The following is a 19,465-nucleotide window of genomic DNA, read 5'->3' as shown; positions in this document are numbered from 1 at the left end:
TTCCCGGGGGCCGGCGGAGGGGGTTTTGGCGGGCGAAGCCGTCTCCGCTATCAGACGTGCGGGCGGCGGTGGGCCGCCGCTTTGCGCAGGGTCAGGGACGCGAGGGCCGCCGGGGCTTCGGGCTGGCCGCGGACGCCCGGGAAGGCGTTGACGTCGACGATCAGCGGGGTGCCGTCGCCGGTGTCGATGATGTCCACGCCGAAGACGTCCAGCGAGAACACCGCGCCCACCTCGCGGACCAGGCCGACCCATCCGGAGGGCAGTTCCTCCGGGGACAGCGGAAGGTCGGGGCCCCGCCCGCCGGGGGAGAGCTCGGAGCGGCGGCGGGCCGCGAAGACCTGCCCCCCGATCGCCCACAGTTTGTGGTCCCAGCCGCTGTTGGGCGCGTACTCCTGGACCACGACCGGCTCCCGCGGCCAGGCTCGCGCCAACTCGCGCAGCTCCGCGGTGTCGTCGGCGCGGGCGACGAGGTCGCCCTTGCGGTTGTGCCGGCTCTTGACCACCACCGGGGCGGCGAGGGGGGACCCGCAGGCCCACTGCGAGAAGGGCCCGACGGTACGGGTCGCGGCGAAGGGGAGACCGGCCCGCAGCGCGAGCCCGGCCATCTCCGTCCGGTCCTGGCACAGCGCGGTGGCCGCCGCGGAGTTCAGCACGGCGGCGCCCCGCCGCTCCAGCTCCCGCGCGAGCCCCACGGCGTGCGGGGTACCCGACTTGAGCAGGTACACATCGGCCGGCCGCCGGGGCACGGGTACGGGCGCGTCCCCGGCCGGGGTCGGATCGAGCGCTTCGACGACATGGTCCGTAGCCAGCAGCGCGGCGGCCCCCGCCAGCAGCGGATGCCCGGGATCCGGCGTGATCAGGCCGATCCTCATATGCTCTCGCCCGCCCTCGCCGACGCCTGCGCCGGAATCGAGACGGGCAGCGTCGGGAACGGCAGCGCCGCCGGTGCCGGTGTAGGCGTGGACGCGGGCTGCGGTGCGGTCGCCTGAGACGGCGCCGGGCGGCCGCCGCCCGTGCGCGCCAGCTCCAGCACCGCCCGGGCCACCCGCGCCGCCGCGTCCGGCACCTGACGGAAGCTCGGGAAGTCGTTCACGTCGACGACCACCGGCCCGTCCGGGCCCAGCAGGACGTCCACCCCGTACAGGTCCAGCCCGTAGACCGCCCCGACCTGCGCGGCGATCGCCGCCACCTCGGCCGCCAGGGGCACCCGGCGCTCCCGCACCGAGGGGTCCGGGTGCAGCGGGGAGCAGCGCTCGGTCGCGAACAGCTCGCCGCCGACCCCGTACACCTTGATGTCGGTGCCCGAATTGGGTACGTACGGCTGGGCGATCAGCATGCCCTCGCCCGCGAGCACGGGGAGCACCGTCTCCAGCTGCTCCGGCGAGGACACCAGGCGCACGGCCCGTCCGGAGCTGCCGTCGGCGGGCTTGACGACGAGCGGGTACTCCGCCGCCGGTACCTCCCTGAGCAGTTCGGGGCAGGCCACCGCGTACGTGGTCGGCAGCGGCAGCCCGCTGCCCCGCCCGATGGCGGCGGCCAGCGCCTTGTCCCGTACGCCCCGGATGGACCGGGCGTCGTTGACGGTGGTCATCCCGGCCGCCGCGGCGGCTTCGAGCAGGGTGAGCCCCGGGCCGCCCGAGACGGTCTTGAGCACCCAGGCGTCGTGCGCCCCCGTGTCCACGGCCTCGGACAGGCGCAGCAGCGAGCCGCCCGGCCGCACCACGTCCACCCGGTGCCCCCACGCCGTCAGCTGCCCGATCACCTCGTTCGGCATGCCGTCGTGGCGGTAGTGCTCCTCCACCAGGAAGCAGAGCCTCATCGACCTTCCCCATATTCCCCGGACGTCCGCCGATTCCGTCCGGCGAGTTGTGACGTCACAGGATGTCATGGACCGCAATGTGATGATCGGTCCGGCTGTGGGCTTCCTTGTTGTGCTGCCCGCTTCGGATCAACGGGAAAGGGATCGGGCATGGGCGACGATCGGTGGAGGGGGCTGCTGCACGGGCTCGTGGGGAACAGGGCCGCACCGGCGGACGTGCTGCTGCGGCTGCTCGGCCACGAAGACGAGCGGGTGCGACGAGCGGTTGCGCGGCGCGCGGCTCTCCCCCAGGAGGTGATCGAGGCCGTCCTGGTCCACCCGGACCGCCGCGTCCGGATCGCCTTCACCGAGAACGGCGGCGCCGACCCCGGCCAGCGCGCCCGGCTGGTCGAGGACCCGCACCCGTCGGTCCACCTCAGCCTCGCGATGGGCCCCACGGGCTACCGGCAGCGCTTCGCCCCGCTGCCCGACTGGGCCTACGAGCGGCTGCTGAGGCATCCCAAAGCCCTGGTGCGCCAGGAACTGGTCACGTGGGGCGGGCCGCCCGCCCACGTCCTGGCGGGACTCGCGGACCACGGGGACCCGCTGTTCCGGCGGGCGGCCTGCCGCGCCTGGGACCGGCTCCCGGACGAGGCCCGGGAGCGGCTCCTGCACGACGAGGACCCGGACGTGCGGCAGGCCGCGGCCCTGCAGGTCTGCCACGAGGACGAGGAGCGGACCGCCTGGCTGGTCGCTCGGTTGGGGGTGGGGGCGCAGGTGGGTGAGGTCCTTGCGAAGGGCCGGCTGACCCGGGAACTCGCCGAACGCGTCATCGCCGAGGGCGTACGGCTCGCGGCCATCGCGGGCAACCCCTGGCTCCCGCCCGACCTGGTGGCGCGGCTGGCCGTCGACCCGGACCCGCTGGTCCGCCTCCATGTCTCCGCCCGCCCCGAACTGAGCGAGTCCGAGCGCGTCGCCATCGACTTCACGGTCGGCGCCGAGGACCGGCTGCCCGTCCTCGACTGGGTGTGGGAGCGCCGCGACGACGCCGCGTTCCTTCGGGAGTGCGCCCATTCCTCGCACACCTGGCTGCGGCGCAGCGCCGCGCTCTGCCGCGGTCTGCCGTCCGACGCGGTCGAACTGCTGGCCGGGGACGAGGACTTCGCCGTACGCCTGCTGCTCGCCGAGTTCCATCCGGCGCCGCCGCCCGAGCTGCTCCTCGACCTGTACCTGCACGGCACCCACCGCGCCGTGGGCATGCTCGTCACCCGGCCGGGCTTCCCCGCCGCCGGGCTCGCCGCGCGCTTCGGCGACTCCCCTGACCCGGTGAGACGGCGCCTGGTGCTGCGCGACCCCGGGCTGGAGCCGGAGCTCCTGGACCGGCTCAGTCGGGCCCCGCAGACACGTGCGGACGCCGCCCGGGACCCCCGGCTCCCCGTCGCCCGGATCCGCGAACTGCTCGCCGACGCCGACCCGGAGGCCGCCACGGCAGCGCGGGCGGCCGCGGCCAACCCGGCGCTCCCCGCCGAGGACATGCGCCGCCTGCTGGAGCGGGCCGGGGTGCCGGAAATCCCGGTGAATGATCCGACAATCGACTGCTAGTTTGATCGCGTGCCGAAGCTGAATCAGATCATCGCAGTGGAAAAGGGCGTCAAGTCCAAGTCCCTCCAGGAGCTCACGCAGGCTCACCACGACGTCCAGAAGCCCGCCTTGCTGGCCGGCATCTCCCGGACCTACCAGCCCAAGGACGAGGAGGGCGAGCAGCTGCCGCCCGAGTCCACGCGGGTGCAGGTCAAGGCCGAGGACGTGCTGCGGGCGACCGCCGGGACCCTGACGCGGCTGTTCGACGTGACGGCCACCAAGGACTGGGCGAACCGCACCGCGGCCGCCGACGTCGTCGTGGACGGGACGGTCCTGCTGGCGCAGGTGCCCGTGCCGTACCTGCTCTTCCTCGAGAAGCAGCTGACGGACATGCACACCTTCGTACGGAAGCTGCCGGTGCTGGACGCCTCCGAGTCCTGGAACCTCGACCCGTCGACGGACTCCTGGAAGACGGACCCGGTGCGCACGATCCGCACCAAGAAGGTGCCCCGCAACCACGTCAAGGCCGAGGCCACCGAGAAGCACCCGGCGCAGGTCGAGGTCTACTACGAGGACGTCCCGGTCGGGTACTGGACGACCGTGAAGTTCTCCGGAGCGCTGCCCGCCCGCCGGGTCAACGAGCTGCTCGACCGCGTGGAGAAGCTCCAGCAGGCCGTCAAGTTCGCCCGCGAGGAGGCCAACAGCGCCGAGGTCACCGACCAGCGGGTCGGGGACGCGGTGTTCGGCTACCTCTTCAGGTAGCCCCGACATCTCCCTCCGCACGTCTGCGGGGGGTGCGCGAGAGCGCAAGCTGAAACTGAATGTCGAAGCTGAACAGGGGTGTCAGTTGGGGGTTCGAATCCCTCCCCCGGCATTGCGTGCCGGGGTGGCCCAAGCCGGTAGAGGCGGCCCCGTCAATCTCAGATTCTCGCTCCAGTCTCAGTATTCGCCGCCGAACACCGGATCGACCGAGCGTGGACGATCATCGATGGATGGGGGTTCAAGTCCCCTCTGTGCCTCTTTCATGGCGCGGTAGTTCAAAGGTAGAACACGTCGATCTAAGAATGATCCGCGACTCTTAAACGTGCCGGTGTGCGCAATTGGGTGGCACACAGGAGCCCGGGAGCTGGATATGCTCCCGGGCTCCGTCACATCCCGGCCCGCGTCAGCCGGAACCCGCCCCGGCCGCGCCGGAACCCGCCCCGGCCGCGGCTCCGGTCAGGCCGGTACCGACACGAACGTCCGGCCCGCCTCGTTCTCCACGAGGACCGCCTTGACGTTCGCCGGGTCCACCGCCGCCGAGCCGTCCAGCGACGCGCCCTTGCCCTCGCCGTTCTCCTGGCCGCCGACGACCCAGCTGCCCGCGGTGGTGCGCGTACCGTCCTTGGCGACCACCACCAGCCGGCACCGCTCGCCCTTCGGCACTCCCGTGACCGCCGCGTGCAGGCGCACCCACTTCGCCGCCGGCGTCATCTGCACGGTCATCCGCGCGCCCGTGCCCGGATCGGCCGCCGAGAGCACCTTCGTCCCGGCGGGCGGAGGCGAGGGATCCGCCGGCGCCGTCGGGGACGGCGGCACGGGCAGGGCGATGGAGTCGGGATCGCCGCCCAGCTGCGTTCCGGCCCAGAACACGGCCGCCAGGGACGCCGCCACGGCCAGTCCCGCGAGCCCCGCGCGCCGGCGCTGCGCACCGGCCCGTTCACCGCGCATCTGCCGCAGGGTGCGCTGGAGCAGCAGGTCCCCGCCCTGCGGCGGCCCGTCGAGGAACGCCTCCTCGGGCACCTCACCCAGTGCCGCTTCCATCTCGCGCAACGCGGCCACCTCCTCCCGGCACTGCACGCATCCGCTCATGTGTTCCTCGATCCGGCGGACCTCCTCGGCGTCCAGGACGCCGAGCACGTACGGGCCGAGCAGTTCCTCCTCGTGCCGCTGCCGGTTCATGCCACCACCTCACGCAGTCCGGCGGGCTGCTGGGGCGGCCTGCCCTGTCGTCTTCCGTCTCTGAAGTTGCTGTCACTCGAACGCTGGTCCCTGAAGACGTCGCGCAGGGCCTTGAGCGCGTAGTGCGCACGCGATTTGACCGTACCCGCCGGAATGCCGAGGGTGTCGGCCGCCTCCGCCACGCTGAGCTGCCGGTAGTACAACTCCTTCAGGACGTCACGGTGTTCCGGCGACAGCTGGTCGAGGGCCCCCAGGACCGTCATGCTGTCGACCACCGCGTCGGCGTGGTCCGCCTCCACCGGGGGAGTGGCCGACGCTCCGGAGACCTCCGGGGGCCGCGCAGCCTTGGCCCGGTAGCGGTCGGTGATGATGTTGCGGGCGACGGTGAGCAGCCAGCCGCGCACCGAACCCTTCCCGTTGACCAGGACCTCGGAATGCCGCCAGGCCCGGATGAGCGTCTCCTGGACGACGTCCTCGGCGGCGGCCCGGTCCCCGGTCAGCCGGGTGGCGTACGCGAGCAGGGCGTGACCGTGCTCCTCGTACACCGACTTGATCAGTGCCTCGTCGGTCGAGCCCCGCCGAGTTCGGGGCCACAGTGGTCCGGCCATCTCACCCTCTCCGTCTTCCTCGCTTGGGTGGTGCGGTCGGAACACGCCACAGGCGCCCGTCCGGTTCACGTGACCTGCGTCACTCAGATCCGGCAGGCGCGCCCCTCGTTGAGGCAGCCGACGACGACGGCCATCTGGCGGTCGGTCATCACGTTCACGAACATCGCGTGGTCGGTCTTCGGGCTGTGCCGCTGCTCGGGGAAGGAGTCGAGCGCCACCGGCACGCCCGCGGGGACCTCGTAGGCGAGGGACACGCGCAGTTCGGGCACCGGGAAGAAGTCCGGCGGGCAGACCCCGTTCGTGCCGGGGAAGCGCAGGTGCGAGCGGTGTCCGGCGCCGGCGGTGTCGATACCGTTCCAGCAGCTCGGGAACACCAGGGTACGGGTGACCCGCTCGCCCTCGGGGCAGCGCGGATAGCGGGTGGTCGGCCGGTCCGGCGAGCCGGAACACCCCCAGCGGGCCCGAACGTCGGCGTCACTGCCCGTCGTGTAGGCGACCGCGTCGCCCGTGATCCCGCGCAGGAAGCGCGGCATCGCCACCACCTTGCTCACCGGGCTGCCGCGGAACTCCACCAGGACCGAGACCTCCGGCAGGATCTCGCCCGCGTTCCCGTGCCCCGCCGAGTGCTCGTGGGGACGCGTGCCCGGCCGGTCGAGCCGCCGCAGGACGGGCCAGTAGTACGTGGACCGGTCGCCGCCCGCGCAGCTGGTGGCGGCCGCGTCCAGGGAGGCGTCGCTCGACATCGCGTCCGTGGACAGGTTCCCCACGTACGCGTGCGTGTGGTGGGCGCCGGCCCGCAGGCCCGGTGAGACCACCAGGTTGTCCTCGTTGTAGTGGCCCTGCTCGTTGCGGCCGCAGTCCACCACCACCGAGCCGGCGGATCCGTCGGCACCCGGGGCGGGAGCGGCGTTGGGGGCGCGCGGAACATCACGTATGTCCACGTAGTCGGAGGGTGCCGGACGCCCGGTCGGGGTCCCCTCGTGCGGACCGGCCGCTCGCGAGGCACCCAGCACCGCGGCGGTCAGTCCGCCCCCCAGGACCAGGCAGATGACGAGTGTGAGCAGTCGGCGTTCTTTCCCCATGGCGGTCACGGTCGCCGGTGGCGCGACCGCCGTCAACCTGGCATCCGGATGGCGGTCTCCGCCCGGTCCCGGGCCACCGGACCCACCCGTCCCCACCAGCCCCTCAAGCCCCTTGCAGGGGGCTCCGGTTGTCCTTGGGACCGCTTGCCCGGCCGGTCCGCGACCGCGCACAGTGAGCCGTATGACATCAGCCGCGACACCCGCCGAACTCCTGGAAGCCTTCGCCCGCACCCGCGCCTCGCTCGACGGCGACGAGGTCACGTTCTGGTGGACCGGTGACGTCCACTCCTGGGCCCCGGGGGAGCCCTACCGGCGCCTCTTCGGCTTCGAAGGGCTCAATGTCGCCCGCCTCGTCCCGGACGAGGAGATCGGCGGCTACCAGCTGCTCTCCAGGGAGGCCGCGTTCTACCTCGACCCCCGCACCCGGGAGATCACGGAGACCTGGGAGGGCAAGCCGGTGGTCCACGTCTGGAACGATCCGGCCAACCAGCGGTGGCGGCCGTTCCCGGTGCCCGTGACCGACCTGGGCGACCAGGTGTGCTTCAGCCTGGAGATCCCGCTCGCCTACCCCTCGCCCCTGCCGGTAGAGGAGTACCCGGACCAGTCCGCCGACGACACCTACCGGGCGCTGGAGCTCTTCCAGTTCTTCACCCCCCGGGCGGCGCTGGCCACCGACGCGGCGAGCGTCCCCTCCACGATGTCCTGGACGCGGATGTCGCCGTGGCTGCCCTGGATGGAACAGGGCGCGCGCCCCGGCGGCCTCACCTTCCACTGCCGCGGCCGCAAACTCGACGCGTACGCGCAGGTCCCCGAGCGCACCCGCGCGTACATCGCGGACCACCACCCCGAATTCGCCCACGCCCCGGAAAAGTGGAGCGAACCGAACGAAACCAGCTGGACCTACTACCGCAAACTCTTCCCGCCGAACTAGCTCCTCGCTCCCGCTCCCGGCCGCCGAGGGACCCCCGGGGGATGCGGCAGGGGGCGGACAAGGGTTTTCCCCGTATCGAGTTCATCGCCGCGTTGCCTACTGTCTGCCCACCGGCGATCTTCCCCTGACGGGGCGGTTCACACGCCAACCCCACATGGCGTGTAGGCCCCACCGTCCGGGGAAGCGCCGGGACCGCCGTCGTCCCCGCCTCGCCGTTGCGGCGGGACGACGTGGCGCGCGGCGGCGGCCGGGGCGAGACCGACCAACTCGCTTCCGGCTCCGCGGCCGCCGGAACCTCCCACACTGCACCGACCGGCCGCTCCGGCCCGCCCGGAAACGGCCCTCGAAGGGGAACACGTGCACGCTTCCAGACGTCGGCTCATATCCGTGGTGGCCATGTCCGTCACCCTGCTCGCCGGCTCCGCCACCGCCGCGGCCTCCGTGGCCGTGGCCGTCGAGAACCCCGGCGCGGCACCGGCCGCCACCGTCGCCGCCACGGCGCCCGTCCAGAACCTCATCGTCGGGTACAAGTCCTCGGCCACCGAGGCCAGCTCGAACACCGCGGCCGCCGACGACGCCGCCGCCAAGGGCAAGAAGGCCGGCAAGAAGGCGAAGTTCGACCGCCGCCTCGGCACCGGAGCGGCCCTGGTCAACCTCGGCGGAACCGTGGCCCCGGCCGACGCGGCCGACGTCATGGCCCAGTTCCGCGCCGACCCGGACGTCGCCTACGTGGAGCCGGACTCCCGCGCCTACGCCCAGGCCGTCACCCCGAACGACACCGAGTACGCCAAGCAGTGGGACCTCTTCGAGCCCACCGCCGGCATGAACGTTCCCGGTGCCTGGGACAAGACCACCGGCTCCGGCGTCACCGTCGCCGTGATCGACACCGGCTACGTCGCCCACTCGGACGTCGCCCCGAACATCGTCGCGGGCTACGACTTCATCTCCAGCGCCGCCGACGCCCGCGACGGCAACGGCCGCGACAACAACCCCGCCGACCAGGGCGACTGGAACGCCACCGACGGCGAGTGCGGCGTCGGCTCCAAGGCGAGCAACTCCTCCTGGCACGGCACCCACGTCGCGGGCACCATCGCCGCGGCCACGAACAACTCCAAGGGCGTCGCCGGCATCGCGTACGGCGCGAAGATCCAGCCCGTCCGCGTGCTCGGCAAGTGCGGCGGCGCCACCTCGGACATCGTCGACGCCATCACCTGGGCCTCCGGCGGCTCCGTGGCCGGTGTCCCGGCCAACGCCACCCCGGCCAAGGTCATCAACATGAGCCTCGGCGGCTCGGGCGCCTGCGGCACCAGCTACCAGAACGCCATCAACGCCGCCGTCGCCCGCGGTACGACCGTGGTCGTCGCGGCCGGCAACAGCAACGCGGACGCCGCGAACTTCTCGCCCGCCAGCTGCAACAACGTGATCAACGTCGCCTCCACCAACCGCGCCGGCGACCGCTCGTACTACTCCAACTACGGCGCGATCATCGACGTCGCCGCCCCGGGCGGTGAGACCCGCCGCGCCACCGACACGCCCGGCACCGTCACCACCCCCGAGAACGCCATCCTCTCCACGCTGAACGCGGGCACCACCACCCCCGGCGCCGAGAGCTACAAGCCCTACCAGGGCACCAGCATGGCCGCCCCGCACGTCGCGGGCCTCGCCGCCCTGCTGAAGTCGGCGAACTCCGCGCTGACCCCGGCGCAGATCGAGTCGGCGATCAAGACGAACGCCCGCCCGCTGGCCGGCACCTGCACCGGCGGCTGCGGCACCGGCCTCGCCGACGCCGCCGCGACCGTCGCCGCCGTCACCTCGACCCCGCCCACCCCGGGCTTCGAGAACGGCACGGACGTCACCATCGGTGACAACACCACCGTGGAGAGCCCGATCACCGTCAGCGGTGTGACCGGCAACGCCCCGGCCGCCCTCAAGGTCGGCGTGAACATCGTCCACACCTACATCGGTGACCTCAAGGTCGACCTGGTGGCCCCGGACGGCACGGTCTACACGCTCCACAACCGGGCCGGCGGCAGCACCGACAACATCAACCAGGTCTTCACCGTCAACGCCTCCTCCGAGGTCGCGAACGGCACCTGGAAGCTCCGCGTGAACGACAACGCCGGCGGCGACACCGGCAAGATCGACTCCTGGAACCTCGCGTTCTGAGTCGCTTCCCCTTCACGGGGAGTCCGTACCAACTCGGCCTGACGGGCCGATAGTACGGACCAATGGAATCCCCGGGCCTGCCGATACCGCGCGTATCGGCAGGCCTGCCGGGTTTTCCGTGCCGTGTGACTGAATTCTGCGTCACAATCCGGGTCCACCTGCCGCCCGACCTCGTATTCTCGCCTCTCACAGGAAAGGCACAGAAGCTGGGTACTGGAAGGCTGGTGGCTGTGCGTGGTGGCGGCGACGGGGAACGCTGACACGAGTGTCGGGCACGGTGAACTCATCAAGGCGGTCGACCATGCACTGACCACGCACGGCCGGGCCCTGCTCACCGGACCCGCCGGCGCGGGCAAGACCGAGATCGTGCGCGCCGTAGCGGCCGCGGCCGAATCCCGCGGCGAGAGCGTGCTCCGCCTCGCCCCCGAGGCCGCCGACCAGTGGATACCCGAAGCGTCCGCGGCCGCCCTCCTCGCCTCCGTCCCCGGCGCCGCCCTGGACCGGCTCTCCGGCCCCCAGCGCACCGCCATCGCCCTGCTGCGCCGGGAGGCCGACGCCCCCCGCGCCGGACGCGACCACATCGCGCTGCGGCTCGCCGTCGTCGAGGTGCTCCGCACCCTCGCCGCCCGCCAGCCCGTCCTGCTCGTCCTCGACAACGCCCAGTGGCTCGATGCCGAGAGCACCGACCTGCTCCGGTTCGCCCTGCGCCTCACCCCGCCCCGCGTCCGGGTCCTGGTCGCCGAATGCGTCCAGGGCGGAGCCTCCGTCGGCGAACCCCTCTGCGGCCCGGACGTCCCCGCGATACGCGTCCCCCCGCTCGGCGCCGACGAGGTCGCCGAACTCCTCGTCCGCCACTGCCTCCCCGCCCGTCTCGCCGGCCGCATCCACCAGGCCAGCGGCGGCAACCCGCGCCTCGCCCTCGCCCTCGGCCACTCCCTCGCGGAAGCCGCCGAGGCCCGCGACAGCAGTGCCCACCACGCCGACCCGCTGCCCGTCTCCGGACAGGCCCGCGAGGTGGCCCGCCGGCTCCTCGCCGGCGTCCCCGCCCAGGCCCGCCGCACCCTGCTCCTCGCCGCCCTCGCCTCCCGCCCCACCACCTCCCTGCTCCGCCGGGCCGGCCGCCCCGACGCCGAGGCCGAGCTGGCCGAGGCGGAACGAGCCGCGCTGGTCAGGGTGGGGGAGGACGGCACCGTGGAGTTCACCGCGGGCGCCCTCCTCACCGCCCTCGCCGCCGACGCGGGCTGGCCCGAACGGGCCGCCGGGCACGCGGCCCTGGCCGCCGCCGTCGACGACCCCGTCCAGGCCGTACGCCACCGGGCGCTGGCCGTGGACACCCCCGACCAGTGGCTCGCCGCGGAGATCACCGAGGCGGCCGCCGTCTGCCGCCGCCGGGGCCAGCGGGCCCTCGCCGCCGAACTCGGCCTGCTCGCCGCCGAACGCACGCCGGCCTGGCTGGCCGGCGAGGAACTGACCCGGCTCGTCACGGCCGCCGAGGACGCCGGCTGGGCCGGCCGGGCCGACCTCGCGCGCCGCGCCACCCGGGCCGTCCTGGCCCGCGACGCCTCGCCCGCCGACCGGGTACGGGCCCGGCTCGCCGTGATCGACGCCGCGGGGCAGGCCCTGGGCGCCCTCGACGAGACCTTCGCCTACGCCATGGACGAGGCGGCCGGGGACCCCTCGCTCCAGGCCGCCGTCCAGCTGCGGATCGCCTGGAAGCACAACCTCAGCGACGGCGACCCGGTCCGTTCCCGCGATGCGGCGGCCGAGGCCGGCCGGCTCGCCGCGCTCGGCGGCGACCAGACCGCCGAGGCCATGGCCCTGACCGTACGGGCCCGCATGGGCCGCATCCTCGGGGACACGGACGCCGAGGAGATCCTGGCCGAGGCACTCGCCCTGCCCGCGCCCGAGGTGCCGCTCGGCATGCGCAACGCCCCGCAGTACCTCGCCGTCCGGCACGCCCTCTTCGACGACCGCCTCGCCGACGCCCGCCGGCAGTCGATGGTCCTGCTCCCGGCGGTCCAGCGCACCGGCTCCGCCGAGGACGTCTTCGAGGTCCTGCGCAGCCTCACCGAGGTGGAGCTGCGCAGCGGCCGCTGCGAGGCCGCCTCCGCCCACGCCCGCCGGGCCCTGGAGCTGACGATCGAGGCGGGCCTGTCGCCCGGCCCCGCCTGGTACGTCGCCGCGATGGCCGAGGCCATGGGCGGCAGCTTCGCGCGCGCCGCCGGCTACGCCCGGCGCGGCATCCAGGCCTCACAGGAGGAGCAGGACCAGGTCTTCCTCTCGCGCAGCCTGCACGCGCTCGGCCTGGTCGAACTGGCCACCGGAGAGGCGGCGAAGGCGGTCGCCACCTTGCGTCGCGTCGCCGCCCTGGAGGCCGCCCAGCAGGTGGTGGACCCGTCCGTCCTGCGCTGGCACGGGGAGCTGGCCGAGGCGCTGATCGCCGCGGACGCGCCGGGCGAGGCCGCCGAACTCCTCGACCGCGTCCGTACGACCGCCCTGGGCCTCGGCCGCACCGGGGTGGTCGCCGCGCTCGACCGGGCCCGGGGCCTGTGCCTGTCCGCCCAGGGGGAGGCCGATGAGGCGGTCCACCTGCTGGAGGCTACCGCGCGGCGCTTCGCCGACCTGGAACTGCCGCTGGAGCGGGGCCGCACGCTGCTCGCCCTCGCCCGGGTGGAGCGCCGCCGGCGCCGCCGGGCCCCCGCCCGCGCGGCCCTGCGGGCGGCGGCCGAGGTGTTCGCCCTGGCCGGGGCGGCCCCCTGGGCCGAGCTGGCCAGGGAGCCGGCTCCCGGCGAGTCGGGCGGTGCGCAGGTGCAGGCGGCCGCGGTGCTGACCGAGGCCGAGTCGCGTCTGGCCCTGCTCGTCAGCCAGGGCGCGAGCAACCAGGAGGCGGCGGCGAAGCTGTTCCTCAGCGTCAAGACGGTGGAGGCCCGGCTGACCCGCATCTACCAGAAGCTCGACGTCCGCTCGCGGGCCCAGCTCGCGACCGCCCTGCGCACCCTCTGAGCGCGCCGCGGATCAGCAGGTCGGCGGATCAGCAGCCGAGGTTGTTGCCCGGGGTCACCCCCAGCAGCTGGGTGAAGCTCTGGTACTTCGAGATGCGGCTCTGGACCTGGGCCGGGTTGCCGCCGTTGCACTCCAGGGACCCGTTGATGGAGCGGATGGTCTCGCCGAAGCCCGCGCCGTTCACCATGGCGGCGTGCGCGGTCATCGTGCCCGGGCCGTTCTGCGTGTTCCAGTACCAGAGCGCCGTCTTCATGGCGACGGCCGGGTCCTGCTCCACGAGGTACGGGTTGGCGAGGAGGTTGATGCCCAGCGCGTCACCGGCCGCCTTGTAGTTGAAGTTCCAGCTGAGCTGGATGGGGCCGCGGCCGTAGTACGCCGCCTGCCCCGCCGGACAGCCGTAGGGCTGGCTCGCGTCGCAGTAGTGGGGGTAGTTGGCGGTGTTCTGCTCGACGATGTACACGAGTCCGCCCGTCTCGTGCGAGACGTTCGCGAGGAAGGCCGCGGCCTCGCGCCGCTTCACGGTGTCGTCGCCGGTGTGGGCGAATCCGGGGTAGGCGGACAGCGCCGCGACCAGGCCGTTGTACGTGTAGAAGGGGTTCCGGTTCGGGAACATCTGGTTGAACTGGGCCTCGGATACCACGAATCCGGAGGGGTTGCCGGGGTCGGGGTCCTGGCCCCCGCCGCCCCCGCAGGAGCCCTGGTCCGACCAGACGCCCCACTGCCCGGTGGTGCCGGGCGTCTCGCCCTGGGTCCACCACTTGGCCTGCCAGTTGTGGCCGGCGTACGAGGCGCTCATGCCGTTCGTGTAGACGGCGGACGAGGTCCAGGCTCCGGCGCAGGGAGCCGCCGCGGAGGCGGGGGACGAGGGGAGGGCGATGGCGAGGCCGACCGTGACGGCCGCGGCGGCGGCCAGGGCGAGGGCACGGCGGCGAAGCGTACGTATCACGCAACTGCTCCTTCAGTGGGGGGAATTGCCGTGGGGGCAACTGCGCCCACTGAAGCGAAAGTGGTCTGTACCTGTCAAGGTCTAGACCAAATGAAACGCGCCGGTGTCACGCGTGACGCGTGACACCGGCGCGAGACGGGGTCGATCAGCTGCCGGCGGAGAGGTTGCCGGAGAGGATCGGGATGTTGCTGAGGATGTGAGAGGCCGTCTCGTCACCCTTCGCCTGGGTGGAGTTCTCGGCGCACTGCTGGTTCTGCGGGTTCGACGCGACGGCGATGTCCTGGACGCCGATGTTGGCGATGATCGCGAACAGGGACTGGGCGTTGACCTTGGCCGGCAGGCCGATGCAGAGCTTGTTCAGGGAGCCCTGGACGGCGCTGAGCTGCGGGCTCATCTTGCCGTGGGTCTCCTGGTTGCCGTAGATCTGCGCGGCGTCGTTGCCGTTGACGGTGGTGACGCCCTCGTCGTTGCCGATGGCCATGGCCGGGGAGGCGAGTGCCGCACCCGCGCCGAGCACGGTGGCGGTGGCGGCGGCGGTGGCCATGAACTTCTTGAACATGTGGGGGATCCTTCTGTCGCACTGTCGCATGAGTAGCTGCCCTCGGCGGGACGAGCTGATCAACTGTCGGCAGTGCCAGGAGTTATCCTCCCTCACCCGTGTGGCCCAACGGCGGGCGGAGTCGCCCGGTCCCGCCGCCGCGGCGGCGAGACTGAGCTCCTCGGGGCCGAGGGTCAGCCGGTCTTGCGGCGGACCTTCTTGTTCTTGCCGCCGGGGCCGCTGCTGGCACCCTGGACCTTCGCCCGGCTCTGGTGCGCCTGCTGCGCGTGGGTGTTCGCCGCGTTGCGCTCCAGGGCCTCCCGGAACTTGCGCTTGGCCGCATCGGCCGGGGACTCGTCCTCCGGGGCCTGCGGGGTGTCTGTTTCGTCAGCCATTCGTCCTCCTGGGGTGATCAAGCCGCTTCAGTCTGTCAGCTGGCGTGTTCGCCGACCAGCGGGTTCACCTCGCCCCCAAGGGTAGCTTGGGGAGGTCATAAGTTTCGGTTATGGGGTCATAAAGCGAGACCGAGTGCTGGGTTAGGCTTACCTTCGTTTAGGGTTCCCCTTGATCCGCCTTGCCGTCGCTCGAAGGGAACCCCTGCCATGCCTCGCCCTCTGCGGGTAGCAATCGTCGGTGCCGGCCCCGCCGGAATCTACGCCGCCGACGCGCTGCTGAAGTCCGAGGCCGCCGTCGAGCCCGGTGTGTCCATCGACCTCTTCGAGCGGATGCCGGCGCCCTTCGGACTGATCCGGTACGGGGTCGCCCCCGACCACCCGCGCATCAAGGGCATCATCACCGCCCTGCACCAGGTGCTCGACAAGCCGCAGGTCCGCCTCTTCGGCAACGTCGACTACCCGAACGACATCAGCCTCGACGAGCTGCAGTCGTTCTACGACGCCGTGATCTTCTCCACCGGTGCCACGGCCGACCGCGCGCTCACCATCCCGGGCGTCGACCTCGACGGTTCCTACGGCGCCGCCGACTTCGTCTCCTGGTACGACGGCCACCCGGACGTCCCGCGCACCTGGCCGCTGGAGGCCGAGAAGGTCGCCGTGCTCGGCGTCGGCAACGTCGCCCTCGACGTCGCGCGGATCCTCGCGAAGACGGCCGACGAGCTGCTGCCGACCGAGATCCCGGCGAACGTCTACGACGGCCTCAAGGCCAACAAGGCGCTCGAGGTGCACGTCTTCGGGCGCCGCGGTCCCGCGCAGGCGAAGTTCAGCCCGATGGAGCTGCGGGAGCTGGACCACTCGCCCAACATCGAGGTCATCGTCAACCCCGAGGACATTGACTACGACGAGGGGTCGATAGCCACCCGCCGCGCCAACAAGCAGGCCGACATGGTCGCCAAGACCCTGGAGAACTGGGCGATCCGCGACATCGGCGAACGCCCGCACAAGCTGTTCCTGCACTTCTTCGAGTCGCCCGTGGAGGTGCTCGGCGAGGACGGCCGCGTGGTCGGCCTGCGGACCGAGCGGACCGAGCTCGACGGCACCGGCAACGTCAAGGGCACCGGCCGGTTCACCGACTGGGACGTCCAGTCCGTCTACCGGGCCGTCGGCTACCTCTCCGACGAGCTGCCCAAGCTCCCCTGGGACGTCGACTCCGGCACCGTCCCGGACGAGGGCGGCCGCGTGATGGAAGCCGGCGCCCACCTGCAGTCGACGTACGTCACCGGCTGGATCCGGCGCGGACCGGTCGGCCTGATCGGCCACACCAAGGGCGACGCGAACGAGACCGTCGCGAACCTGCTCGCCGACCACGCGGAGGGCCGCCTGAGTGCTCCGGCGACGCCCGCGCCGGAGGCCGTCGAGGCCTTCCTCGCCGAGCGCAGCGTCCGCTTCACCACGTGGGAGGGCTGGTACCGGCTGGACGCGGCCGAGAAGGCCCTCGGCGAGCCCCAGGGCCGCGAGCGCGTGAAGATCGTCGAGCGTGAGGACATGCTCGACGCGAGCGGGGCGTAGCGAGAGGGGCCGGGACCCGGACGGGGTCCCGGCCCCCATGCGTGGCGCCGTCCGGGCGACGGGACAGTGCCGGCCGGGCGGCGCCGCAGGGGCGGGCCGGGCGCCGGCACGGTCGTCAGGAGCCCAGGGTCCGCTCCAGCACGCCCCGTACGAAGGCCGCCTGCCCCGCGTGCTGGAGGTCGTCGGAGACCACGCTGACCAGGCGCACCCCGAGGGTGACCGGCGGGTCCCAGCGCTCGTCGACCACCCGGTCCAGATCGGCGGCGGCGAGCCCCCGGACGTAGCGCGCGGTCCGCTCGTGCACCGCGTCGAAGTACCCCAGCAGCAGCTCGCCCGAGTCGACCCGGACGGTGTAGACGTCCCGCGGCGAGTGCCCGTACCCGGTCGCCCCGGCGGGCAGCGGCAGCGCGAACCGGTCCGACCACCCCTCGGAGTCCCACACCTGCTCGGTGCCGGCCGCGTCGGCGATGTGGTCGTCCTGGATGCGGGTCAGGTGCCAGACCAGCCAGGTGATCGAGTTCGCCGCCGGGTCCACGCGCGCGTTGAGCGTCTCGGCGGGGACCCCGTCCACGACCTCGTGCACGATCTCCCCGATGCGTCCGAACCCGTCGGCGATGACGTCCGTTGCCTTCATGCACCCACCATGCAAGGCCCGGCGGTCCCCCCACCGTGAACGACACGCGGCAGGGGGACCGCCGGGCCGGCGGAGGGGGCGGGTCAGCGGACGGCTCCGGCGGCCTCCGGCTGCTCCGCGGCCCCGGCCTCCTCGGCTCCCTCGACCGTGTCGGACTTCGCCGACTTCGCGGCCTGCTCGGCCGCGCCGGTCTGCGCGGACGCCACCACCGTGCGGTGTCCGCCCCGCAGGCCGATCCAGCTGATCACCGCGACCAGCGCGAAGGCCACGGCCCCGATCCCGAAGGTGAGGGTGAAACCGGACTCGGCGGGCAGCGGGGGCACGCCCGCGGGCAGGTGCTCGATGGTCTTCGAGGCAAGGATCGTGGTCACCACGGCGCTGCCGATCGCACTGCCCGTGGAGCGGGAGATCGAGTTGATGCCGTTGGCGATGCCGCTCTGGTGGTGCGGGACGCTGGACATGATCACGGCGGGCATGGCCGCGTAGCCGAAGCTGACGGCCGCGCCGACGACCAGTCCGGCGCCGATCACCGAGATGCTGTGCCCGTGGTCCAGGACGAGCCAGGCGAAGCCGGCCGCACCGAGCGCGGCGGCCAGCCCCAGCGCCACGCGCGGACCGCGGTGGCGCACGATCTGCCCGCCCACGGGCGACGCGAGCAGCGAGACGATGGCGCCGGGCAGCAGGAACTGCACGGAGGCGCGCAGGATCGACGCGTCGAAGCCGTAGCCGGTGAGCGCCTCGGGCATCTGGACGAGGTACGAGACGCCCAGGAAGTTCGCGAACATCCCGAAGCCGACCAGGACGCCGGCCAGGTTGGCCATGAGGACCGGGCGGTGGACGAACATCTTCATGTCGACCAGCGGCTCGCGGACCTTGCGCTCGACGAGCACCCACACCGCGGTCATGACGGCGGCGCCGGCGAAGCTGCCCAGCGTACGGCCGGAGGTCCAGCCCCACTCGTGGCCCTGGGAGATCGGCAGCAGGAGCAGCAGCAGGGCGAGGCCGAGGGTCAGCGCGCCGAGGAAGTCGGTGCGCCCGCCGGTCTTGTGGCGGGTCGCCGGGACCAGGAAGACGACCGCGAGCAGGGCGAGCAGGGCGAAGCCGGTCGCCATCCAGAAGGCGTTGCGGTAGTCCGCGTCCGACCCGGAGGTGAGCAGCCCGGTCGCGACGAGCGCGAGGCCGCTGCCGAACGCGAGCGTGCCGCTGACCAGTGCCATCGCTCCCGGCAGCTTCTGCGGGCGGACCTCTTCGCGCAGCACCGAGAGGGCCAGCGGGAAGATCGCGGTGGCGGCGCCCTGGAGCACCCGGCCCAGGATCAGCAGGGGCAGTGACGACGCCAGCGCCGCGATGACGGAGCCGACGACCATGACGCCGAGCACGGCCACCAGCGTGGGCTTCTTGCCGTGCTGGTCGCCGAACCGGCCCAGGAGCGGGGTGAAGACGGCCGCCGACAGCAGGGTGGCGGTGGTCACCCAGCTCACGTTCGCGGTCGAGGTGCCGAGGTCGTCGCGGATGAGTCCCAGGATCGGGACCGGCAGGGTCTGCATCATCGACACGACCATGGCGGCGAGGCTCAGGGCGAAGACGATGACCGTCTCGTTCCGGGGCCCGGAGGCCGGGGCGGCGGGGGAGGGGGTGCTCATGGCTGGGGGGACCTTCTTCGTGTTTCGGAGCTGAAGAGCTTCGGAACGCAGATGTTTGACTTCCTCAAGTAACTCGACTGACGGTAGACGTCGATAGTTAAGGTGGTCAAGTAAACAATTGATAATGTCAAACATCCTGAGTACGCTCCAGGTATGAGCGACACCGCCACGCACACCCCCACCAAGCTCCAGTTGCTGGAACTGCTCGCGGCCATTGGCACCGCCCAATGGCGCGAGTTCGCGGCCGCCGCGGCCCAGCACGGCCTCACCTCCACCCAGGCGAGGGTCCTCGCCCAGCTCGACGGCCCCGTGCCCATGCGCGGCCTCGCCACCCTGCTGGTGTGCGACGCCTCGAACGTGACCGGCATCGTCGACCGCCTGGAGGCCCGCGAGCTGGTGCGCCGGGAGCCGGACCCCGCCGACCGGCGCGTCAAGAACGTGGTCGCCACGGACGCGGGCCGGGAGGTCATCCGCCGGGTCCGCGAGGAGATGCAGGACATGCACGGCGCGCTCGACACCCTCGACGAGGCCGAGAGCGCGACGCTGTACGCCCTGCTGGGGCGCCTGCGGCCCTCGATGGAGAAGGGCGCCTGAGACGCGTCGACCGAATCGCGTCGCCCGGATCGCGTT

17 protein-coding genes are annotated in these 19,465 nt (G+C 72.6%); 7 read left to right on the top strand and 10 right to left on the bottom strand.

Annotated elements, in window-relative coordinates; all coding sequences use genetic code 11:
* Positions 1 to 50 precede the first annotated feature (50 nt).
* Both ACZ6JT_RS20750 and ACZ6JT_RS20745 read right to left on the bottom strand, forming a co-directional pair.
* Entirely contained in the window at positions 51 to 872 is an 822-nt protein-coding gene (locus ACZ6JT_RS20750; RefSeq protein ID WP_469211654.1) for an ATP-grasp domain-containing protein, read from the bottom strand.
* Positions 869 to 1,819, bottom strand: coding sequence for an ATP-grasp domain-containing protein (locus ACZ6JT_RS20745; RefSeq protein ID WP_469211652.1), 951 nt, complete (start codon positions 1,817 to 1,819; stop codon positions 869 to 871). Before ACZ6JT_RS20745 ends, ACZ6JT_RS20750 begins: the two co-directional genes overlap by 4 nt.
* 150 nt (positions 1,820 to 1,969) lie before the next feature.
* Here ACZ6JT_RS20745 and ACZ6JT_RS20740 point away from each other — a divergent pair, with 150 nt between their 5' ends.
* Entirely contained in the window at positions 1,970 to 3,400 is a 1,431-nt protein-coding gene (locus ACZ6JT_RS20740) for a HEAT repeat domain-containing protein (RefSeq protein WP_469211651.1), read from the top strand.
* Positions 3,401 to 3,409: 9 nt separating this feature from the next.
* Positions 3,410 to 4,141: a DUF7873 family protein gene (locus ACZ6JT_RS20735; RefSeq protein ID WP_376618239.1), complete on the top strand. Its 732-nt coding sequence runs from the start codon at positions 3,410 to 3,412 to the stop codon at positions 4,139 to 4,141.
* A 456-nt stretch (positions 4,142 to 4,597) separates the two neighbouring features.
* Here ACZ6JT_RS20735 and ACZ6JT_RS20730 read toward each other — a convergent pair whose 3' ends face one another.
* The 3 genes from ACZ6JT_RS20730 to ACZ6JT_RS20720 all read right to left on the bottom strand — a co-directional run bounded on the left by ACZ6JT_RS20730 (position 4,598) and on the right by ACZ6JT_RS20720 (position 7,010).
* The gene (locus ACZ6JT_RS20730; protein ID WP_469211649.1) at positions 4,598 to 5,320 is read right to left on the bottom strand and encodes an anti-sigma factor family protein; all 723 of its coding nucleotides are present in this window, start codon (positions 5,318 to 5,320) and stop codon (positions 4,598 to 4,600) included.
* Positions 5,317 to 5,928 carry a sigma-70 family RNA polymerase sigma factor gene (locus tag ACZ6JT_RS20725; RefSeq protein ID WP_469211647.1) on the bottom strand — a complete coding sequence of 204 codons (612 nt, stop codon included), beginning with the start codon at positions 5,926 to 5,928 and terminating at the stop codon, positions 5,317 to 5,319. Before ACZ6JT_RS20725 ends, ACZ6JT_RS20730 begins: the two co-directional genes overlap by 4 nt.
* An 83-nt stretch (positions 5,929 to 6,011) precedes the next feature.
* On the bottom strand, positions 6,012 to 7,010 hold the full coding sequence (locus ACZ6JT_RS20720) for a DUF1996 domain-containing protein (protein WP_469211646.1): 999 nt from the start codon (positions 7,008 to 7,010) through the stop codon (positions 6,012 to 6,014).
* 181 nt (positions 7,011 to 7,191) lie between these two features.
* Here ACZ6JT_RS20720 and ACZ6JT_RS20715 point away from each other — a divergent pair, with 181 nt between their 5' ends.
* From ACZ6JT_RS20715 to ACZ6JT_RS20705, 3 genes are all read left to right on the top strand, one after another.
* Entirely contained in the window at positions 7,192 to 7,941 is a 750-nt protein-coding gene (locus ACZ6JT_RS20715) for a DUF1838 family protein (RefSeq protein WP_469211644.1), read from the top strand.
* Positions 7,942 to 8,337: 396 nt separating this feature from the next.
* Positions 8,338 to 10,107, top strand: coding sequence for a S8 family peptidase (locus ACZ6JT_RS20710; RefSeq protein ID WP_469212536.1), 1,770 nt, complete (start codon positions 8,338 to 8,340; stop codon positions 10,105 to 10,107).
* A gap of 234 nt (positions 10,108 to 10,341) precedes the next feature.
* Positions 10,342 to 13,110 carry a helix-turn-helix transcriptional regulator gene (locus ACZ6JT_RS20705; RefSeq protein ID WP_469211643.1) on the top strand — a complete coding sequence of 923 codons (2,769 nt, stop codon included), beginning with the start codon at positions 10,342 to 10,344 and terminating at the stop codon, positions 13,108 to 13,110.
* 28 nt (positions 13,111 to 13,138) lie between these two features.
* Here ACZ6JT_RS20705 and ACZ6JT_RS20700 read toward each other — a convergent pair whose 3' ends face one another.
* The 3 genes from ACZ6JT_RS20700 to ACZ6JT_RS20690 form a co-directional block, all read right to left on the bottom strand.
* Positions 13,139 to 14,056 carry a glycoside hydrolase family 19 protein gene (locus ACZ6JT_RS20700; protein ID WP_469211642.1) on the bottom strand — a complete coding sequence of 306 codons (918 nt, stop codon included), beginning with the start codon at positions 14,054 to 14,056 and terminating at the stop codon, positions 13,139 to 13,141.
* A gap of 145 nt (positions 14,057 to 14,201) precedes the next feature.
* Entirely contained in the window at positions 14,202 to 14,615 is a 414-nt protein-coding gene (locus tag ACZ6JT_RS20695) for a rodlin (RefSeq protein WP_469211640.1), read from the bottom strand.
* 173 nt (positions 14,616 to 14,788) lie between these two features.
* Positions 14,789 to 14,989 (bottom strand): DUF5302 domain-containing protein, encoded by a 201-nt coding sequence (locus ACZ6JT_RS20690; protein ID WP_469211637.1) that lies wholly within the window; start codon positions 14,987 to 14,989, stop codon positions 14,789 to 14,791.
* Positions 14,990 to 15,196: 207 nt separating this feature from the next.
* Here ACZ6JT_RS20690 and ACZ6JT_RS20685 point away from each other — a divergent pair, with 207 nt between their 5' ends.
* Positions 15,197 to 16,558: an FAD-dependent oxidoreductase gene (locus tag ACZ6JT_RS20685; protein ID WP_469211636.1), complete on the top strand. Its 1,362-nt coding sequence runs from the start codon at positions 15,197 to 15,199 to the stop codon at positions 16,556 to 16,558.
* Between the two features lie 115 nt (positions 16,559 to 16,673).
* Here ACZ6JT_RS20685 and ACZ6JT_RS20680 read toward each other — a convergent pair whose 3' ends face one another.
* Both ACZ6JT_RS20680 and ACZ6JT_RS20675 read right to left on the bottom strand, forming a co-directional pair.
* The gene (locus ACZ6JT_RS20680) at positions 16,674 to 17,192 is read right to left on the bottom strand and encodes a mycothiol transferase (RefSeq protein ID WP_469211634.1); all 519 of its coding nucleotides are present in this window, start codon (positions 17,190 to 17,192) and stop codon (positions 16,674 to 16,676) included.
* Between the two features lie 83 nt (positions 17,193 to 17,275).
* The gene (locus ACZ6JT_RS20675) at positions 17,276 to 18,835 is read right to left on the bottom strand and encodes an MFS transporter (RefSeq protein ID WP_469211632.1); all 1,560 of its coding nucleotides are present in this window, start codon (positions 18,833 to 18,835) and stop codon (positions 17,276 to 17,278) included.
* Between the two features lie 153 nt (positions 18,836 to 18,988).
* On the opposite strand from ACZ6JT_RS20675, the gene ACZ6JT_RS20670 reads away from it, so the two are divergent.
* The gene (locus ACZ6JT_RS20670; RefSeq protein WP_362859372.1) at positions 18,989 to 19,429 is read left to right on the top strand and encodes a MarR family winged helix-turn-helix transcriptional regulator; all 441 of its coding nucleotides are present in this window, start codon (positions 18,989 to 18,991) and stop codon (positions 19,427 to 19,429) included.
* Positions 19,430 to 19,465: the final 36 nt, after the last annotated feature.

The organism is Streptomyces sp. NPDC046308 (genome assembly GCF_055588065.1).
This window is presented reverse-complemented; position numbering and strand designations above follow the sequence as displayed.